Below are 19039 nucleotides of genomic sequence, written 5' to 3'. Positions count from 1 at the left end.
TAATAGGGGATATGCCTTAAATCTGATCCGGGCGGACCCATTTCACAGGAGATAACAATCATGCCGGTCAAGCCAACGCAGTCGGGAAAGATACTGTTGATCGGCGCATCGGGCGGCGTCGGGCGAAGCCTTATGCGCCAGCTTTCGGACGCAGGATATCAGGTGCTTGGCTCCGCCCTGAACCAGCCCGATCTCGACAAGTTGGTCGCCGACGGGTTTCGCGAGACCGACCTATTTGTAGCGGATTTTTCATCGGCTGAAACCGGCGTTGCACAGGTGCGGAACGCGCTCGATCGACGCGATGAACCGCTCGCCGCAGTCATCAGCTGCATCGGCATCAACCCCGCCGGCGCGCTGGAGACTACGCCGCTGGACGTGTTCCGCCGCACCATGGAGATCAACACTGTCTCCAACCTTGCGCTTTATCAGGCGACCATGCCGCATTTGAGGGAAAATAAGGGACGCCTGATCCTGGTCGGCTCGATGTCCGGGAAAATCGCATTTCCATTGCTTGGCTATTATACGGCCTCCAAATTCGCGCTGGAGGGGCTTGCCGACACGATGCGGCTTGAGGCTGGCCAATGGGGCGTGCCGGTCTCCCTGATCGAACCGGGCGCCATCGCGACTGCGATGGTCCATGGATTCGGCGCTGTTCTGGACAACCGATTGGCTGAGCTGGACGAACAGGGCAGGCAAAATTACGGCGACTATTTCGCCCAGTTTCGCGCCATGTCCCAGGGTGACGACACATCGGCCGTCTCGCCGGATGTGGTCGCCAGAGTGATCATTGACGCGCTGGAGGCGGCGGAACCCCAAAGTCGCTACGCCGTCGGCAACGCCGTGGACCTTCTGGAAATTCGGCGATCATCGACCGATCGGGAAATGGACTCGGTGTTCAACCAGATGTTTCCGGGAATTCGGCCCGTTCCCCAACCGGCCTGAGCCATATTTGAAATCGGGACGAACGTTTACGGTTCGTCCCGATTTCCCTTACCTTAATTCAGCAAGGCTCCGAAATCGAGCGCGGCATAGGCTTCGGGCGTGATCCGCTCGCAAGCCTTGAACAGCCTTGTGCGCAGCAATGTCGTCGTGCCGTCGTCGTTGTGATCCTCCAGCAGCTTGTCATTCCCCCTGCCCCCGATCAGCGTCGTGAGAAGGATGGCCCCCTTGTCGCGCGTGATCGGCTGGTGAACCTCGACCGTCGTTTCAAAGGCCACGTCGCCTTCGCGAAAGCAGAGATCGTCGTAAAACCACTCACCCTGCAATGTGTAGGCCGTGGCGGTGCAATGATGGGAATGCACCGGAGTCACCGTCCATGGCGGCATCTTGAAATTGAGGATGACGATGTTGCTCACCTCATCCACCTGCAACACCCGAAAGAAGGTGTTGGGTATGAGCGAGTAGGGCAGCCATGGCACCTCGTCGGTCGCAATACGCTGGACGGGTTGCTCATCGGCATGGGCGATTGTGGCGCCTGCTGTCATGGTCCTGTTCCTCCTTTAAAACCGATAGGCCAGCGAACCGCCGAACGTGCGCGGTGCCGCGGCAGATCCCGCCACCCCGAATGCGGAAGTCGGCACATCGAGATAATATTGCGCTTTCATCACATTGTTAACAAAGACGCGCGCTTCCAGCCCCGCCTGCTCATTTTCGAATGACAGACCCAGTGTCACGAAATGATACGCCTTCTGGCGGCTGAGGCCCAGCGGGCCACCGGCGCCCGGCAACAGATCATAGGAACTGGTGTAGCGATCATTGGCGGTGAGGACGCCCTTCCAGTCGTCGGTGATCGGAAACTGATAATCCGCTCCGATCGAGAAGGACAATTCCGGCGCGCGCGATATCCGGGTGCCGGACAGATCGGCCGTCCCGCCAGCGAGGCCGGGTTTACCGCTGGGCGCGGGGCATCCGGGATAGCCCGGCGAGGCCGAGGACGCCGGACAATAGATCACGGCCCCTTCATAATCGCGGAAGCGTGCGCGTTCGATAAGCCCGCCGCCATGCACCGAGAAAGCGTCGGTCAGTTGCATCGACCCGTTCAGTTCCAGCCCGTAGATGCGGGCGCTCGCCGCATTTTGCGCGCCGATGCTCCCGGTCGCCGAATTGACGTAGCTGACCTGAATATCCTTATAGTCATAATAGAAGCCGGCGGCGGAGACATGGAGCCGTCCGTTCAGGCCATTCGCCTTCAATCCTACTTCATAGCTGGTCAGTTTTTCCGGACGAAGCGGATCGAGCGGCGCAAAGGCCGGGGTGTTGTAACCGCCGCTCTTCGCACCTTTGCTGTAGCTCGCATAGATCGTGCTCGTCGCGGTTTCATGCGACAACATGATGCGGGGCGTGAAGGTGCGGAACGTAACCTGCTCGTCCACGCGGGGCACGGCCCCGAACGCGATCACACTGCCTGCATTATTGATACCGCGCAGCTTCTTGGTATCGATATTGTAGCGCCCGCCTACCGTCAGCTTGAGCGCATCCGAAAATTTGACATAGGCCTCGCCATAGGGCGAGATCGACGCGAGTTTGACCCGCGTCGTGCCCCCGGCATCCTGAAGCGGGCCGAACGCGCTGCCGAACACGCGCACCAGCAGGCTGTCCTTGTCCAGTTCGCCGCTCAACCCCGCGATGAAGTTGAATGGCCCGTCAAAGTGCGTCCGGACATAGGCGTCCTGCGTCAGCGTCGTGCCAAATTCCTCGGCGCGACTATTATAGAGGTCGCCGCGTGCGAAATCCTGATCGACATAGATGGAATAATGAAATTTCCGGAAGCCCGTGACGCTGATGACGTCGAAGCCATCACCTTCATATTTAAGGTTCAGCGTGCCCGCGATATAATGGATATCCGTCTTGCGGGTCGCGGTCTGGTCCACCTGATAGAAGTCGGTCGGCGGCGTCGTGCCATAGACGGCGCAGGACAGGCAAAGCGGCGCGTCGACCAGCGTCCGGCGGGCCAGCGGGTCATTCAGTTCCTTGTGATATTCGACCGAAGCGATCGCTGTTAACCGGCTGCCCGGCGTCCATTTGAGCTTGGCGCGGACGGTGCCGCTATCCGATCCGCTCAGCCGGTCGCCATTCGCGAGGTTGCGGGTGTAGCCGGCCAGATGCGAATATTTCCCGGCGATCCGAAACGCCAGATCCGGACCGAGCGGAAGGTTCAGCATCGCTTCTCCGCCCAGGCGGCCGAAATTGCCGGCTTCCACCCCGACCTTCCCCTCAAACCGTTGCGAGGGATCATTGGTGTTCACCAGCACCACGCCGCCGGTCGCGTTGCGCCCATAAAGCGACCCCTGCGGCCCGTTGAGAACGTCGATGCTCTTGAGGTCGACGACATCGACCGACGCCCCCACCTGCCGCTGAAGATAGACGCCGTCGATATAGGTGCCGATGCTCGATTCAAGCCCGGCATAGGCCGAATTGGAACCGATGCCGCGGATGTAGATCTGCGCCGAACCGCCGCTGTCATTATAGACCACCGAAGGCAGCAACACCTGCGCATCGCGAACGCTCTGCACGTTCAGCCGGGCCAATTGCGTCGTATCGATCGAAATCGCGGAGATCGGCGCTTTGTCCAGGCTCTGCCCCGCCTTGGTGGCGGTGACAATGATTTCGTCGGTGGGCGCTGGTTGCTGGGATGCCGGTGCATCCTGCGCCATTGCCGGACCCGCCACGACCAGCGCCAGCAGGCTAACCCCCAAAATATGCTTCATGCCCCTCTCCCTCAGATCAAATTCATTATTCTCGAGCGGCGCGATAACGAGTCCCGCCACCGCTTGCCGATCGTTGCAATTGACGGAAATTGAGCCTGCCCGGCAACTTTACAATTGGGGTCCGAAGCGCCAAAAACAGTGCGCAGAATGCCAAAAGGCACTGCGGATATCGGGAGGAAACAATTCATGCTGGTCGCACCCACCAAGCTACGAGGCGATCTGCTCAGCCTGGCCGAGATGGGTCTGGACCCTCGCCTGTGCCTCAAGGATGCGGGCGTCAGTCTGGAGGCGATATTGGCGCAGGCGCCCGTCCCGCACACGATGCTGTCAGCACTATATGACGCGGTGGCGGCGATAGCGCCCGACGATTTCGCCATTTCCTGCGGCCGTTCGATCAAAATGCAATATCTGGGCCTGCTCGGTTATCGCCTGAGCAATTGCGCGACGGTTGGCGATCTGCTCGCCGACTGGACCGAATTTTCGGGCTATATCGGATACCCGCTGAGCGGCGCGATGGAGATATCGGACAGTGACTGGCGCATGACCTATGTCCCGCGCTACCCGCTTTCGCCAGCAGCCGAAAATTTCTGCGTCACCTCCACGCTCGCGGGCTTCACCCAGTCGGTTTTTAACCTCAGCGGTCACCATATCCGGCTCCGGCGGATCGGCTTCCCTGGTCCCATGCCGGATCATCTGGATGCCTATGCACAGCTTGAGGCCGACCAGCTTCTGTTCAACTGCGCCGTGCCATTCGTCGAGGGCGCGCGCGCGGATCTGGACCGGCGGATCGCAACCGCCGACGACAATCTGCTCAAGGTTTGCGAAGATATGTGCCGCCAGGCCTGGGGCGGGGAAAGCGGCTCGCTCGCCGAACGGCTCGGCACCCTGTTGCGGGCGGAAGGGCCGCTCGATCTGCCTCGCGCCAGTCATCTGCTCGGCATGAGCGTGCGCTCGCTCCAGCGCCATCTGGCGACGGAAGGCAGCGGCTATCACGAAATACTGGATGATTACCGGCAGGTGCGCGCGTCGCTGCTGCTGCGTCAGGGGCAGCGCAGCAAAGCGGTCGCCCATCTGCTGGGGTTCGAGGACGATAGTAGTTTCCGCCGGTCGTTCCGGCGCTGGACGGGCGCGTCGGTATCGGAATGGCGCAAGGAGCATCTGGCGATACCCGCCTGATCCCCACGGTTATATCAGCCGCTTCATCTCATCGGGCGCAACCCGGCAGGCCGCACGATAATCGTCCGGCGTGTCGATATCATGGGACAGCCCGGCGCGGTGGACAATAGCCGCCCGCCCCTGACCTGCGTCAATATGCCGGGCAAAGCTGCCGATGCCGAACTGAAAGGGAAAACCGGCGGGATCGACCAGCGCGAGAGCGTTGGTGCCGGTGCCGCCGCGATCCGGCGAGATCGCGAGGGTGGCCCGGTCGGCCTCCCGCGTCAGGGCCTCGATATCCTCCGCCCTCACCAACGGCAGATCGGCGTGGATGATGAGCAATCGCTGTGTAACCCGCGCCGTGGCGAGCGCCGCCAGTTCGGCGTTAAGGCCCCGCCCTTCGTCGTGGATGAATGCCCCGGCCCAGCCCTGCGCCGGGGCGTCCGAAAGCAAAGCCACTTCATGGATAGCGTCACAGGCGGTGAGGATGTCGCGCACATGGTCGAACATGCGCTGGCTGAAATCACGGCGCTGATCGGTTGAAAACAGGTCCGCGAGCCGGGTCTTCCGCGCAGCCGTACCCTTGAACGGGATGACCGCCGTCCAGTTCATCGCGGCCGTTCGACCGTCACCGGAACAGGTCCTCCTCCAGCGGGCGAACGAGCGTCGACGCGGGCCGGTCCGCTTCGGCCCAGCTTAGCCCCCGGATGAATGCGGCGGGGACGCCCTCTGCCCCTTCGCCCATGGCGAGACCGGCGGCGCTCGCCGCCATGTCCGCAAGCGCGATCTGGGTCACTTCCAGCACGCGTCCGTCGCGATCCGTTTCGCCCCGTTTGTCCTGCAGCGCCGGCAGGCCGCTCGAACCGAGCGCGACGCAGACCACGCCCATGCGCCACGGACGCCCGAAACTGTCCGATATCACCACGGCCGGGGCGTCGCCAAACCGCGCCGACAAGGCTGCGCGGATTCCTTCGGCAGAGGCGTCGGAATCTTGCGGCAGCAGCAGCGCATATTCCCCGCTCCGCCCGCCGATATTCGATCGATCGATCCCGGCATTCGCCATGATATGCCCGGTCCGATGCTGCGTAATCAGCACATGGGGTACGGCCCGCAGCACCGCTTTCGATTCGGACAGGACCAGTTCGACCAGCCGGGGGTCCTTGCGCGTGATCTCCGCCAGCCGCAGGGCTTCCGGACCCGGTTCGACCTGCGCCACATCCACGAAACGGTTTTCCGCCTTGGACACAATCTTCTGGGTCACGACCAATATATCGCCCGCCCTGAAAGGCGAAAGGCCGAGCGCCTCGATCCGGTCGGCGAGAAGGGCCGCCAGCGGCGCGTGCGGTTCCACCTCGCCGATGCCGGTCAGCGGTTTGATCTCAATCATCTGCGAAATTGCCCCGATTTCGTTCTGCGCTACTCGGCCGCCTGCAACACACGCTCGGCCACCGAACCATAAAGCGTCGAGCGCTGCACCGCATAGCGTCCCGCTTCCCTGGCATAATCCGCCATTTGCGCCGGATCGCATAGCTGGCCGTTAAGGCCGCCAGCCGCGCGCGTGATCGATTCATCCATCAGCGTGCCACCGAGATCGTTGACCCCCGCGCGCAGAGCCGCAGCCACACCGCTTGCCCCCAATTTGACCCAGCTTAGCTGGATATTCGGGATCACCGGATGCAGCACGAGGCGCGAGACCGCGTACATCAGCATCGTCTCACGGAAACTCGGTCCCGACCGCGCCTGTCCCTTGCGCCAGATCGGCGCTTCCATGTGCACGAACGGCAATGGCACGAATTCGGTGAAGCCGCCGGTCTCCACTTGCAGATCGCGAATGCGCAGCAGGTGCCGTGCCCAGTGCCGATAGCCCTCGACATGACCGAACATCATCGTCGCCGTGGTGCGCAGCCCGACGCGATGAGCGGTGCGCATGACGTTGAGCCATTCCGCCGTGTTCAGCTTGTCCGGGCAAATGATGTCGCGGATCTCGTCGTCCAGTATCTCGGCTGCCGTGCCCGGCAGGGTCGAAAGCCCGGCGTCGCGCAACCGCGTCAGATATTCTTCCAGCCCCAGCCCCAGCGTCGTCGCGCCATGCGTGACCTCCAGCGGCGAGAAGGCATGAATATGAATGCCCGGCGCCGCCGCCTTCACCGCTTCCAAAACCGAAAGATAGGTGTTGCCGTCATAGTCCGGGTGAATGCCGCCCTGAAGGCAGACTTCGGTCGCGCCCCTGTCCCATGCTTCCGCCGCGCGCCTGCCGACTTCCTCAAAATCGAGGCGATAGGCCGGACCGCGCATCGCTTTCGTGCTGCCCTTGGAAAAGGCGCAGAACCCGCATTTATACAGGCAGATATTGGTATAGTTGATGTTGCGGTTGACGACGAAAGTCACCGCCTCCCCCGCCACGTCCTGCCGCAACTGGTCGGCCGCCTGCGTCAGCAACGCGACATGCGATCCATCGGATTCGAACAGGCGCACGATGGTCTCTTCATCGAGCCGCTCGCCCGCACGGGCCTTCGCGACGATCGCTTCCAGTTCGGCCGTTCCCGCCGTTTCGCCGCTGTGCGCCAGCACCGGCGCGAGCGCATCCGCGCCCGCATGCCAGCCGTCCGTAACCGGCAGTCCGCGCGCGTCGATCGACCGGCGTACCGTCCTGGCGATCGCTGGTTCAGCCCAGCGTTCCGCGTCGAGGGCAAAGGCCGGCCCGATCGCAAGCCGTTCGCGCAGCACGCGCCCGGCCGCCGCCGTCGCCTGCTCCAGCAGCGCAAGATGCGGCCACGGCGCCTCCGGGTTGACGTGATCCGGCGTCACTGGCGACACCCCGCCCCAGTCGTTCACGCCCGCCCGCAACAACGCGGCCAGTTCATCCGGCGCATGGAGATTGGGCGGCGCCTGAATGACCATGTCTGGCCCGAGCACCAGCCTCGCAATCGCGATCGTCCAGAGATGCTCGTCCAGCGAGGGTTCGGGATGATCGACCATCCGCGTGCCCGGTTTGGCACGGAAATTCTGGATGATGACTTCCTGAATATGGCCATAGCGGCGATGCATATCGCGGATCGCGATCAGCGCCTCGATCCGCTCCGCGCGGGTCTCGCCTATGCCGATGAGCAAGCCCGTGGTGAACGGCACGGCAGCGCGACCCGCAGCCTCCATCGACGCCAGCCTGAGCGCCGGCTCCTTGTCAGGCGATCCGTGATGGGGTCCGCCTTTCTCCGAAAGCCGGTCGGAAATCGTTTCGAGCATCAGGCCCATCGATGCGGAGACCGGACGCAATGCCGCATAGTCCGCATCGTCCATCAGCCCGGCATTGATGTGCGGCAAAAGGCCGGTCTCATCCAGAACGGCGCGGGCCATTTCAGCGAGATAGGAAAGCGTGGACGGATGACCGAGTCGGTCCAGCGCCTCGCGTGCGGCGGCATAGCGGGCTTCGGGCCGATCGCCGAGCGTGAACAGCGCCTCGCGGCATCCCGCCGCGGCCCCCGCCCGCGCAACCGCCAATATCTCGTCCCGCCCCATATAGGCGGTGTCGACCCGCGAAGGCGTCGAAGCGAAGGTGCAATAATGGCAAACGTCCCGGCACAGCTTCGTCAGCGGGATGAAAACCTTGCGCGAATAAGTGACGACAGGCCCGAAGGCAGCCAGCGTCATGCGCTCGGATCGCGCAATCAGTTCATCCAGCGGACCAGCCGCCAGCGCGCTCACTTCTCCGTCGAGAAGATCTTCATAGTGACCGGGCATCGCAATGCTCACTCCGAAAGGTACAATCGATCAGCCCGCTATTAGCGACCTTGCGATCAGATTGCGCTGGATTTCATTGGTGCCGCCAAAGATAGACCAGCAGCGGCCGTAAAGATATTGATGACCCATCAAACTGGCGCGCTGTGACGGTGAAAACTGTCCGAGCGGCGCGAGATGCAGATCATGGGGATCATGCGCCGCGCTCAGCGGGCCTTCGATTTCCAGCGCGATTTCCGACAGCAATTGCAGAATTTCCGTGCTGCGGACTTTGAGCACGGAGGCTTCCGGCCCATCGCGCGACGCGCCTTCGGCCCATCCCGACACATAGCTTTGTTCCATCGCGCAAAGCGTCAGCAACTGAATTTCCGCGCCCGCGAGCTTTTCGGCCAGACGCGTGCGCGATGGCGATGGCGGCACATCCCTGAGCATCGCCTTGATATTCTGAGCCAGGCGCAGCTTAGGCCCGGTATCTGCAATCGCCACCCGTTCGTGCGACAGCAGGAATTTGGCGATGGTCCAGCCCTGTCCCTCTTCCCCGACCAGATTTTCCGCTGGCACGCGGACATTGTCGAGAAACAGCTGATTGGTGTGATGCTGGCCATCGATCGTCACGATCGGCCGGACTTCGATGCCCGGCGAATTCATGTCGATCAGCAGCATGGAAATGCCGCGCTGCGCCTTCACCTCGCGGTCGGTGCGGACGAGGCAGTGCATCATGTCCGCCCAATGCGCCTCGGTCGTCCACATCTTCGTGCCGTTGACGATATAATGATCGCCATCGCGCACCGCGCTGGTTTTCAGCGACGCCAGGTCGGAGCCCGAATTGGGTTCGGAATAACCCTGGCACCACCAGGTATCGCTCGACAGGATGCCGGGCAGATATTTGGCGCACTGCTCGGCGTTGCCGAACTCCTGCAACACCGGCCCGATCATGTTGACGCCATAGGGTATGATCATAGGGGCATTGTTGAGCGATGATTCCTGCAGGAAGATCAACTGCTGATCGATGCTCCAGTCGGCGCCGCCATGCTCGGCAGGCCAGCCCGCGCCGAACCAGCCCTTTTCGTGCAGGATCTTCTGCCACCGGACATAGTCGTCCTTGTGGATTTCAAGGCCAAGCGCGCCCTTGCGGGCAATATCTTCAGGCAAATTCGCCTGTACGAAGGCGCGCACTTCCGCCCGGAATGGCGTTTCCTGCACCACGTTGACGCCAAGACCGGCAAACCGCGCGCGATGCACATCCGCGCTGCCCAGTTCCGCGCGAATGGCCGCGAGCCTGCGCATATAATGGCTGACATCCAGCTCGTCGCTGACACCCATGCCGCCGTGCATCTGCACCGCTTCATGCCCGATCTTGCGCGCGGCATCGTCCACCAGCGCTTTGGCCGCCGACGCCAGCGCGGAGCGATCCGATGCGTCCGAATCAAAGGATTCGATCGCTCTTTCGGTCAATATTCGGGCTTCTTCGGCGGCGGCGTACATGTCGGCCGCGCGGTGCTGAAGCGCCTGAAAGCTGGCGAGCGGCAAGCCGAACTGCTTGCGCGTGCCCAGATAGGCAAAGGTCGCCGCGTTGAGCGCCGTTATGATGCCCACAGCTTCCGCCGCGAGCGCAACGACACCGCGCTCGACCGCCGCGACGATCTGGTCGCCGCCACCGATCCGGCGCGCGGCCACCTTCGACAACTCGACAGTCGAGGCGGACGAGCCGTCGATCAGCCGATAACTGTCAAGCACGAGGCCATCCGCACCGGCTTCGACCAGATAGATGCCGGCCTCGCCGTCGAGCGTTGCCGTGACCAGCAACTGATGAGCAAGATCCGCATGGCGCACGGCAAGCTTACGCCCGGTCAGCCGATAGCCCTCGCCGTCTTTGACCGCTGTGGTCTCCGGCAGGGCGAAAGGATCATACCCCTCGCTATGGGCAAGAACGACGATCTGCTCACCACCGATCAGCGTCGAAATATCGTCGCCGCCGGTATGCAGAATGACACCGGCAAGTGCGCTCGCGAGTACCGGCTCCACCACCAATTTGCGGCCGACCTGCTCCATGATGACGGCCAGATCGCGCATGCTGCCACCAAAGCCGCCCGCTTCTTCCGGCAGGGTCGCTCCCAGAATGCCCTGTTCCGCCAGCGCCGGCCACAGCGCCAGCCGATCCGGCGTCTCTTCCGCCAGCCGCCGCCGCCGTTCCTCGAAGTCATTTTCCACGTCGAGGAGGCGGCCCAGCATATCGCCAAACATCTGTTGCGTGTCAGTCCTGGCGAAGGTCATTATTCCGGGCCTCTCCTGGCGTAATCATGTGTTTGGTCGAAAATGCGTATCGATGATGAATGTGGCGGCGATCATCCGGACGACAGATGCGCCGTGCCGTCTTTTCATTAACCCCCGGCTGAGTGAAGGAGCGGATTGCCCGCCCCCTCATCTGCTCATTTGCGCCCTCGAACCCTCATGCGCTTTGCCTGCTATAGCGGCCAGAGCGACGACGGTCCGACGGCGCCAGGGATTATTCGATCGTCCCGAGAATCGTGCCGACCTCGTACATCTCGCCCGTCTGCTTCAAAATCCGCAGCGTACCCGATGCCGGAGCCTCGACCTCGTTGACGGACTTGTCGCTCTCCAGCGAGAATAAAGGCTCGCCCTCGACGGCCTGGCCGCCGTCCGCCACCAGCCATTCGGCCAGTTGCCCTTCGGTCATCGAAAAGCCGAGCTTGGGAAGTATGATATCGACTGCCATTTAGGATTCCTTTCAGGCCAGAAGGCCGCGTACTGCGTTCTCGATGTCGGCCACCTGCGGCGCGAATGCGGTTTCGAGCGGCTTGGAATAGGGCACAGGGCAGAAGGCGCCGCCGACGCGGCGTACCGGGGCCTTGAGCTTGCCGAAGAAATGATCGCCAAGGTCGGCGGCGATTTCGGCACCGACGCCGAATTCCTTCACCGCTTCATGCACGATCAGCGCGCGACCCGTCTTGCCGACAGAAGCGCGCACGGTTTCCTTGTCCCACGGCGCGATCGTGCGGAGATCGACGACCTCGACATTGATGCCTTCGCCCGCAAGCTTTTCCGCCACCGCCAGCGACGGGGCTACCATCGATGCGTAGGTCACGATCGTCAGATCGCTGCCTTCGCGCGCAACCGCCGCCTTGCCCAGCGGAATGATCTCGCGCGTGACGGGGCCGGCATTCCAGTAACCGGGCAGGTTCTCGATGAAGATGACGGGATCTTCATCCTCGATCGCGGCCCGCAACAGGCCATAGGCATCCGACGGGTTGGAAGGCGCGACCACCTTGATCCCCGGTGTGTGGGCGAACCAGGCTTCCAGATAATCGCTATGCTGGCCGCCGTTGGACATGCCCGATCCGGTCATCGTGCGGATCACGATCGGGACGTGGGTCTGACCACCGGACATGAAGCGCAACTTCGCGGCATGATTGACGATCATGTCCATCGCGACGGTGGTGAAGTTCATCAGCATGATCTCGGCCACCACGCGATAGCCGCCGAGGGAGGCGCCGATCGCCGCGCCGATGATCGCCTGTTCCGCGATCGGCGTGGACTTTACGCGATCGTCACCGAACGCCGTCGAAAGCCCCTTGGTGACGCCGACGACGCCGCCTTCTTCGCGATCGGCGACATCTTCGCCCAGCACCAGCATCCGGGGATCGGCGGCCATGGCGTCATGGAGCGCGAGGTTCACGGCCTGGATGGTATTCATGGTCTGCGTTGTCATAATCTTGATTCCTCAGGCCAGTTCATAGGCGAACACGTCGCGCTTCAATTCGGCGACATCGGGCAGATCGGCGCTGAACGCAGCTTCCACCGCGACTTCGATGCGCGCCTTGATATCCGCGTCGATCGCGTCGAGTTCGGCTTCGCTGGCCGCCCCGTCGGCAAGCAGGCGCTTGCGCAGGGTTGCGAACGGATCCTGCTCCTTCGCCGCCTTCATCTCTTCCTTGGGGATATAACCGGCGGCGTCGCCGATCAGATGGCCGTTGAAGCGGAATGTGTTCGCCTCGATGAAGGTCGGCCCCTCACCGGCACGAGCACGATCGACCGCGATCTTGGCCGCGCCATACATTTCGTCGACGTCATTGCCGTTGACCGTTACGCCCGCCATGCCATAGCCGAGCGCACGCTTCGACAGCTCGTCGACGGCCGTCGAATTGGCGAAGCTCGTATGTTCGGCATAGCGGTTGTTCTGGCAGATGAAGATCACCGGCAGCTTCCAGAGCGACGCAAGATTGAGCGATTCGTGGAACGCGCCGATATTCGCCGCGCCGTCGCCGAAATTGGCGACCGCGACATGGCCCTTGCCGTCGAGCTTCGCCGCCCAGCCAAGGCCGGTGGCGATCGGCATGGACGAACCCACGACCCCGGTCGTCACCATGCATCCGCTTTCGGGATGGGTAAGGTGCATCGTGCCGCCCTTGCCCTTGCAGCTGCCGGTGACGCGGCCGGCCAGTTCCGCCCACAGCGGTTCAAGCGGAAAGCCCTTCGCCAGCATGTCATGCGTGCCGCGGTAGATGGTGCAGATCGTGTCGCCGTCGTTCAGATTGACCGAGAGCGCGGACGGAATGATCTCCTGTCCGGCCGGAGAGTAATAGGGCGTAACCAGCAGGCCGGCCTTCATCGCCTTGATAACCCGGAGGTCATTATGGCGGATCAGCGATGCTTTCTTGTAGATTGCGACCAGCGTCGCGGCGTCCGCCTTGGGTAGGTTCGACATCCTATGCTCCTTAATCAGCGTCCGGCCGAGAACAGGTCACGGCCGATAATCTGCTTCATCACTTCCGTCGCGCCGCCTGCGATGCGCGCAATACGTGCATCGATGAAGGCGCGGGCTATCGGATATTCGGTCATATAGCCATAGCCGCCGAAAAATTGCAGGCACTCGTTGACGACCTTGTTGTGCAGGTCGGTGACGAGCAGTTTTGCCTTGGCGGCGTCGACCGGACTGAGTTCGCCCTTGAGATGCGCTTCAATGCACCAGTCGGTAAAAACCCGCAACGCCGTCGTCTCGGCCGAAAGCTGGGCGAGAACGAACTGCGTATTCTGGAAATCCGCAATCGTGTGGCCGAACGCCTTTCTTTCCGCGGTGTAATCGACCGTCCACTGGATCGCGGCCTCGCACACGCAGATGCTGCGAATGGCCTGGGTCAGCCGCTCCTGCGACAATTTGGTCATCAGCATCGAAAAGCCGCGACCCTCGTCGCCAAGCCGGTTCGCAACGGGCACCCGCATATCCGCGAAGAAAAGCTCCGAGGTATCCTGCGCCTTGAGGCCGATCTTCTCCAGATTGCGGCCGCGCTCGAAGCCGGGTGTTGCCGCGGGCGACAGGATGATGCTGACGCCTTTCGCACCGGCTTCGGGATTGGTCTTGCAAGCCACCAGCGCGAAATCGCAATTCTGGCCGTTGGAGATATAGGTTTTCTGACCGTTAATCAGATAATCGTCATCTTCCCGGACCGCGCGCGTGCGAATGGCCTTCAGGTCGCTGCCGGCATTCGGTTCGGTCATGGCGACCGCGCCGATCGCCTCGCCGGTCACCATCTTGGGCAACCAGGTCTGCTTCAGTTCTTCGGAACCCCAGGCGAGAATATAGGGGGCGACCATCTCCGAATGGACCATGAAGCCCGGCCCGGACATGCCCGCCTTCGCCAGTTCCTCGATCACCACCACATTGTAGAGCCAGTCGGCGCCAAGCCCGCCATAGGCTTCGGGAATGTCGCAGCACAGCATGCCCGCTTCGCCGGCCTTGAGCCAGACTTCGCGCGGCACCCGCTGCTGCTTTTCCCACTCGCCGTGGAACGGCGCCATTTCCGTTTCGACAAAGCTCCGCACCGTGTCGCGGAACATCTCATGCTCAGAGGAGAATAATGTACGCTTCATTAGCTCAGTCCCAGGATCGAGATGCAGGCAATGCCCTGATAAGGCACACCGCCCAGATTATGGGTCAGACCCATGGAAGGCGAAGGCAGCTGTCTCTCACCGGCCCGACCCAGGAGCTGGTTGTAGACTTCGTAGGTCATGCGCAAGCCCGTGGCGCCGATCGGATGACCGAAGCATTTGAGGCCGCCATCGATCTGGCACGGAACCTGACCGTCGGCATCATAGAAGCCGTCGAGAATGTCGCCGACCGCCTTGCCTTCCTGCGAAATGAAGAGGTCCTCCATCGTCACCAGTTCGGTGATCGAAAAACAGTCATGCACTTCGATCAGGTTGAGCTGGGTGCGCGGATCGGTGATGCCCGCTTCCTTATAGGCACGGGTCGCGGCGTTGCGCGTATTGCGCACATGGCTGCCATCCCAGGTGTTCATCTGGGATTCGATGCCGGAACTGATCGCCAGCTGGATCGCCTTGACCGTGACAAGGTCCTTCTTGCCCAGCGCGCGGGCGATTTCCGGCGTGGTGACGATGGCGCAGGCCGCGCCATCCGACACGCCGCAGCAATCGAACAGGCCGAGCGGGTCGGAAATCATCGGCGCGTTGATGATCGTTTCCATGGGGATCGCCTTGCGCAAATGCGCCTTGGGGCTGCGTACCCCGTTTTGATGGCTCTTCCACGACACATGCGCCATGCCGCGCTTCAGCTCGTCCTTCGCAATGCCATGCTTGGCGCGATAGCCAGCCGCGAGCTGAGCGAAGCCCGCCGGCGACGATCCCATCGGCAGCCACATGTCGTTGAAAGTGCCCTTGAACGGGATCGGCAAGCCGCCATAGCCCGTATCCTTGAGCTTTTCCGCCCCGATCGCGACGGCGATATCCACGGCTCCCGACGCCACGGCATAAGCCGCGCCGCGCAACGCCTCGGTCCCCGTAGCGCACATATTTTCGACGCGGGTGAAGGGAATGCCGTCAAGCCGCAGCGCGGTCGATGCCGGGATGGGCGAATTGCCGACATTCACATTGTCGAGCGCGCTGCCGTACCAGCCAGCTTCGATCTGCGAACGCTCGATCCCGGCATCGGCGAGCGCCTCGTCAAACGCTTCGCGCATGAGGGTGGAGGAATCCGCGTCCCAGCGTTCGCCGAACTGCGAGCAGCCCATGCCGAGGATCGCTACCTTGTCCTTGATGCCTGTCGCCATGATTATGCTCCTGCCGCGCCGGTGGGCGTAGCTTTCCAGAAATAGCGGTTATAGCCGCGCGCGCGGTCCCGCTCCTTGATACGATAGGTCAGCTTGAGCGGCGTCCCCACATCAAGCCCGTCCGGCCCGACATCGACCACTTCCATCAGGATTCTCGCGCCATTGTCGAACTGCACGAAGCCCACATAAAGCGGCGGCGCGGGGTGGAAGGACAGCCAGTCGGCGGTGTAGGTAAAGACCTGCGAGGGTTCATCGACCAGCGAATAATCCTCGAACTGGCTCGCGGGTGCGTTACATTCCGGATTGACGCAATATTCAAGCTGCGGAAACTGGATCGTGGCGCATTTCCCGCACTTGCCTGCCGTCAGGCCGCTGATCTGATCGTCCGAGCGATATTGCTCCGTCAAAGCGGTCTTGCTGATCTTTTCCGACCGCATGCCCCATTCCAGCTCGACGCCGTCATAGAAGGACAGCATCCGCATATAGCTGTCGGTCGCGATCCCGTTGGCGATCGCCCCGGCCACGCCATTGCGCGGCCTGGCTTTGGTGATCGCGTCGGTGACTTCGAACACCAGCGCATCGGCGCCCTGGCCAAAGCCGACGAGCAGGATCTTGTCGCCCGCCGCCGCCTGTTCCAGCACATTGGCCAGCATGAGAAGGGCGTGCGCCGCACCGGCATAACCGACGCCATTTTCCAGGCCGTCGGCCGGCTTGCCCGCAAAACCGATCTTCTTGGCGACGGCGTCGGCCGCGCCGCGCTGCATCGATGGCATGACGAAATGGGTGATGTCGCCGATGGCCACCCCGGCCTTCGCAAGCGCCGCCTTGATCGCCGCGGGGGCGAGCTTGCCATAGCCCTCGTCACGGACCCAGCGTTCTTCCCAGAAATAATCGTACCGCGCGTTGGACGCGCGGAAATGATCGACAAAGGGCGCCGTCACGCTGGCGGAACCCAGCAACCGCGCCGCCACATCTTCCGAACCCAGCAGGAACGCCGCGGCGCCCGCGCCGTAGCTCAGTTCCTGCGTGCTGGCGGCCTTGGCGACCGGCGCATCGCTCGCGATCAGCAACGCGTTCTCGCCAGCCTTGAGCGCCTGCAACAGACCCGATGTCCCGGCGCGCTGCGAATGGCCGATGTCGCTGCTGGCGATACCCGCAGGCAACCGCAAGGCGCTCGCCACCAGCGCGGCATGCTGAAGATCGGCATAAGGCAGGCTGGTCGAAGCCAGATGAATGGCTTCAAGTCCAGCGGGCGCGCGTCCGTCGAGACAATCGCGAGCAGCTTCCACGGCCATGGTGACGGCGTCTTCGTCCCAGCTCAGGAACGCGCGGGACCCCTTCGCCTGACCACGCAGGCCGGGCGCCATCCACTTATGCGCGTCAGCGATATGCGACCGATCTAACCGCAGGCGCGGCACATATCCGCCGAACAGCTTAATACCAAAGTCTGCCATCGGAACTCCACTCATCTTGCTGGTGGTCATTAAACCTGGGCGGCGCGCCGACAAACAGAATCAGACTGACGCCAATGATCGACGGCCGGAAATCGAGGGGCGGCGCATAACCAGATGACGCCGCCGCTCATCATTGCGCCGCTGACGGGAAGCTGGCCTGCCGCTTTTCGATGAAGGCGCGAACACCTTCCTCGAAATCCGGCGTGCCGACGGCCTCGACAATCCCGTCGCGTTCCGCCTTCAACTGGGCGGTGACCGACAGTTCGCTGCTCGACGCGATCAGCGCCTTGGCCTGGCGCACCGCTCCGGCAGGCGCGCGGGCAAACCGCTTCGCCTGCGCGCCGGCTTCCGCCGCCAAATCGCTCGCCGCGACGATGCGCGTGGCGAGTCCGAGCCGGAATGCCTCATCCGCGCCGACCTTGGCCGCGGTGAGGATCAGTTCCGCCGCGCGCCGTTGACCGACAACGCGGGGCAGCAGCAGGCTGACGCCACCATCCGGCGGCAACCCGACCCGCTGGTGCGAAAACAGGAAGTTCACCGTTTCGTCGGCAAAGACATAGTCCGCGCCCAGCGCGAACATCAGGCCCGCCCCGGCCACTGCGCCCTGACAGGCGGCAACGACCGGCACGTCGATCGAGAGATAGGCCTCGACCATGGCCAGAACCGCATTCAGGCGAGACGCGAAATCGGTGCGGCGCGCCTCGACCGGCTGTTCGATGGCGCGTGCGAAACTTCGCACGTCCCCTCCGGCCGAGAAATGCGCACCCTCCCCCCGAACCAGCAGGACCCGCACGGACGGATCGCTGGAAATCGAGGAGAAAAGCGCCGTCAACAGCGGCACGGCTTCCTGCGGGATCGCATTGCCCTGCGCCGGACGATTGAAGCTCAGCGTGAGAACCCCGTTCGTCCGGTCGACCAGATATGGCGCGTCGTCGCCCATAGGGATCAGAACGGATCCCAGGTGAAGACGTGCGACGAAATGTCGAGCGGGTAGAAGCTCGGCTTCATCGCCGGCAGCACATGGCTGACGATCGTTTCGGGTGTCCAGCCGTCCGAGGTCTGCGCGGTGCGGATCGGGCGCGGCTGGCTGAACAGGATCGCCTCGTTCATGCGCGACGAGAAGATCTGGCCGCTGACGTCGGCGGCGCCATCGCTGACGAGACCGACGGCGAGCGGAGCGATCTTGTCCGGCGTCATGCGCTTGGCGATTTCGAGACGCTTGCGGTTCGCTTCGTCATTGGCCGGGATCGTGCCGACCATGCGGGTGAACGCGAACGGCGCGATGCAGTTGGAACGCACGTTGAAGCGCTGCATGTCGATGGCGATCGACTTGGACAGGCCGGCGACGCCCAGCTTGGCGGCGGCATAGTTGGCCTGGCCCATATTGCCGATCAGGCCGCTGGTCGAGGTCATGTGCACGAACGCGCCGCTGCCCTGCTCCTTGAAATAGGGAGCCGCCGCGCGCGACACATAGAAATAGCCGTCCAGGTTGACGGCGCGGACCAGATCCCAGTCCTGCGCGGTCATCTTGTGGAAGATGACGTCGCGCAAAATGCCGGCATTGTTGATGACGGCGTCGATCTTGCCGAACGCCTTGATCGCGTCCTGAATGATTTCCTGAGCGGACTCCCAGGTCGCGATCGAATGGAAGCTCGGGGCGGCGACGCCACCCGCAGCCGTGATTTCGTCGACGGTGCGCTGCGCGGGCGTCGTATCGGCGCCACCACCTTCAGCCGCACCACCCAGATCGTTCACCAGGACGCTGGCGCCGCAGGCGGCAGCCATCTTTGCGATTTCCGCGCCCACGCCGTTGCCGGCGCCCGTGACGATAACAACCTTACCTGCAAGCATATCCGATTGAGCCATGTTCCATCCCATCTTCTTTTAATAGCTAAGCGACTAC

16 protein-coding genes are annotated in these 19039 nt (G+C 62.7%); 2 read left to right on the top strand and 14 right to left on the bottom strand.

Annotation, left to right across the window (positions count from 1 at the left end; translation table 11 throughout):
* The first annotated feature begins 60 nt into the window (after positions 1-60).
* Positions 61-942 (top strand): SDR family NAD(P)-dependent oxidoreductase, encoded by an 882-nt coding sequence (locus ACODSN_RS09795; RefSeq protein WP_489054989.1) that lies wholly within the window; start codon positions 61-63, stop codon positions 940-942.
* A gap of 53 nt (positions 943-995) precedes the next feature.
* Here ACODSN_RS09795 and ACODSN_RS09790 read toward each other — a convergent pair whose 3' ends face one another.
* Together ACODSN_RS09790 and ACODSN_RS09785 are read right to left on the bottom strand one after the other, a co-directional pair.
* Complete coding sequence (locus ACODSN_RS09790; protein ID WP_489054988.1) at positions 996-1484, bottom strand: cupin domain-containing protein; 489 nt, start codon at positions 1482-1484, stop codon at positions 996-998.
* A gap of 15 nt (positions 1485-1499) precedes the next feature.
* Positions 1500-3707: a TonB-dependent receptor gene (locus ACODSN_RS09785; RefSeq protein ID WP_489054986.1), complete on the bottom strand. Its 2208-nt coding sequence runs from the start codon at positions 3705-3707 to the stop codon at positions 1500-1502.
* A gap of 186 nt (positions 3708-3893) precedes the next feature.
* Here ACODSN_RS09785 and ACODSN_RS09780 point away from each other — a divergent pair, with 186 nt between their 5' ends.
* Entirely contained in the window at positions 3894-4883 is a 990-nt protein-coding gene (locus tag ACODSN_RS09780; protein ID WP_489054984.1) for an AraC family transcriptional regulator, read from the top strand.
* A gap of 9 nt (positions 4884-4892) precedes the next feature.
* Here ACODSN_RS09780 and cofC read toward each other — a convergent pair whose 3' ends face one another.
* The 12 genes from cofC to ACODSN_RS09720 all read right to left on the bottom strand — a co-directional run bounded on the left by cofC (position 4893) and on the right by ACODSN_RS09720 (position 19002).
* Entirely contained in the window at positions 4893-5474 is a 582-nt protein-coding gene (cofC, locus tag ACODSN_RS09775; RefSeq protein WP_489054983.1) for a 2-phospho-L-lactate guanylyltransferase, read from the bottom strand.
* A 16-nt stretch (positions 5475-5490) separates the two neighbouring features.
* Complete coding sequence (gene cofE / locus ACODSN_RS09770; protein WP_489054982.1) at positions 5491-6249, bottom strand: coenzyme F420-0:L-glutamate ligase; 759 nt, start codon at positions 6247-6249, stop codon at positions 5491-5493.
* Positions 6250-6278: 29 nt separating this feature from the next.
* Entirely contained in the window at positions 6279-8600 is a 2322-nt protein-coding gene (gene cofH, locus ACODSN_RS09765) for a 5-amino-6-(D-ribitylamino)uracil--L-tyrosine 4-hydroxyphenyl transferase CofH (RefSeq protein WP_489054981.1), read from the bottom strand.
* Between the two features lie 30 nt (positions 8601-8630).
* Positions 8631-10871, bottom strand: coding sequence for an acyl-CoA dehydrogenase family protein (locus ACODSN_RS09760; protein WP_489054979.1), 2241 nt, complete (start codon positions 10869-10871; stop codon positions 8631-8633).
* A 232-nt stretch (positions 10872-11103) separates the two neighbouring features.
* Complete coding sequence (locus ACODSN_RS09755) at positions 11104-11334, bottom strand: biotin/lipoyl-containing protein (RefSeq protein ID WP_489054978.1); 231 nt, start codon at positions 11332-11334, stop codon at positions 11104-11106.
* A gap of 12 nt (positions 11335-11346) precedes the next feature.
* Positions 11347-12327 carry an alpha-ketoacid dehydrogenase subunit beta gene (locus ACODSN_RS09750; protein ID WP_489054976.1) on the bottom strand — a complete coding sequence of 327 codons (981 nt, stop codon included), beginning with the start codon at positions 12325-12327 and terminating at the stop codon, positions 11347-11349.
* Positions 12328-12339: 12 nt separating this feature from the next.
* Positions 12340-13323 carry a thiamine pyrophosphate-dependent dehydrogenase E1 component subunit alpha gene (locus ACODSN_RS09745; protein ID WP_489054974.1) on the bottom strand — a complete coding sequence of 328 codons (984 nt, stop codon included), beginning with the start codon at positions 13321-13323 and terminating at the stop codon, positions 12340-12342.
* 14 nt (positions 13324-13337) lie between these two features.
* On the bottom strand, positions 13338-14486 hold the full coding sequence (locus ACODSN_RS09740; protein ID WP_489054972.1) for an acyl-CoA dehydrogenase family protein: 1149 nt from the start codon (positions 14484-14486) through the stop codon (positions 13338-13340).
* Positions 14486-15682 (bottom strand): acetyl-CoA acetyltransferase, encoded by a 1197-nt coding sequence (locus ACODSN_RS09735; RefSeq protein ID WP_489054970.1) that lies wholly within the window; start codon positions 15680-15682, stop codon positions 14486-14488. The genes ACODSN_RS09740 and ACODSN_RS09735 overlap by 1 nt, the downstream gene beginning before the upstream one ends.
* Positions 15683-15684: 2 nt before the next feature.
* Positions 15685-17136, bottom strand: coding sequence for a 3-oxoacyl-[acyl-carrier-protein] synthase III C-terminal domain-containing protein (locus ACODSN_RS09730; protein ID WP_489054968.1), 1452 nt, complete (start codon positions 17134-17136; stop codon positions 15685-15687).
* A 130-nt stretch (positions 17137-17266) separates the two neighbouring features.
* Positions 17267-18076, bottom strand: coding sequence for an enoyl-CoA hydratase/isomerase family protein (locus ACODSN_RS09725; protein ID WP_489054966.1), 810 nt, complete (start codon positions 18074-18076; stop codon positions 17267-17269).
* Between the two features lie 5 nt (positions 18077-18081).
* Complete coding sequence (locus tag ACODSN_RS09720) at positions 18082-19002, bottom strand: SDR family NAD(P)-dependent oxidoreductase (RefSeq protein WP_489054965.1); 921 nt, start codon at positions 19000-19002, stop codon at positions 18082-18084.
* Between the last annotated feature and the right edge of the window lie 37 nt (positions 19003-19039).

This window comes from Sphingobium sp. FG11, assembly GCF_057809915.1.
This window is presented reverse-complemented; position numbering and strand designations above follow the sequence as displayed.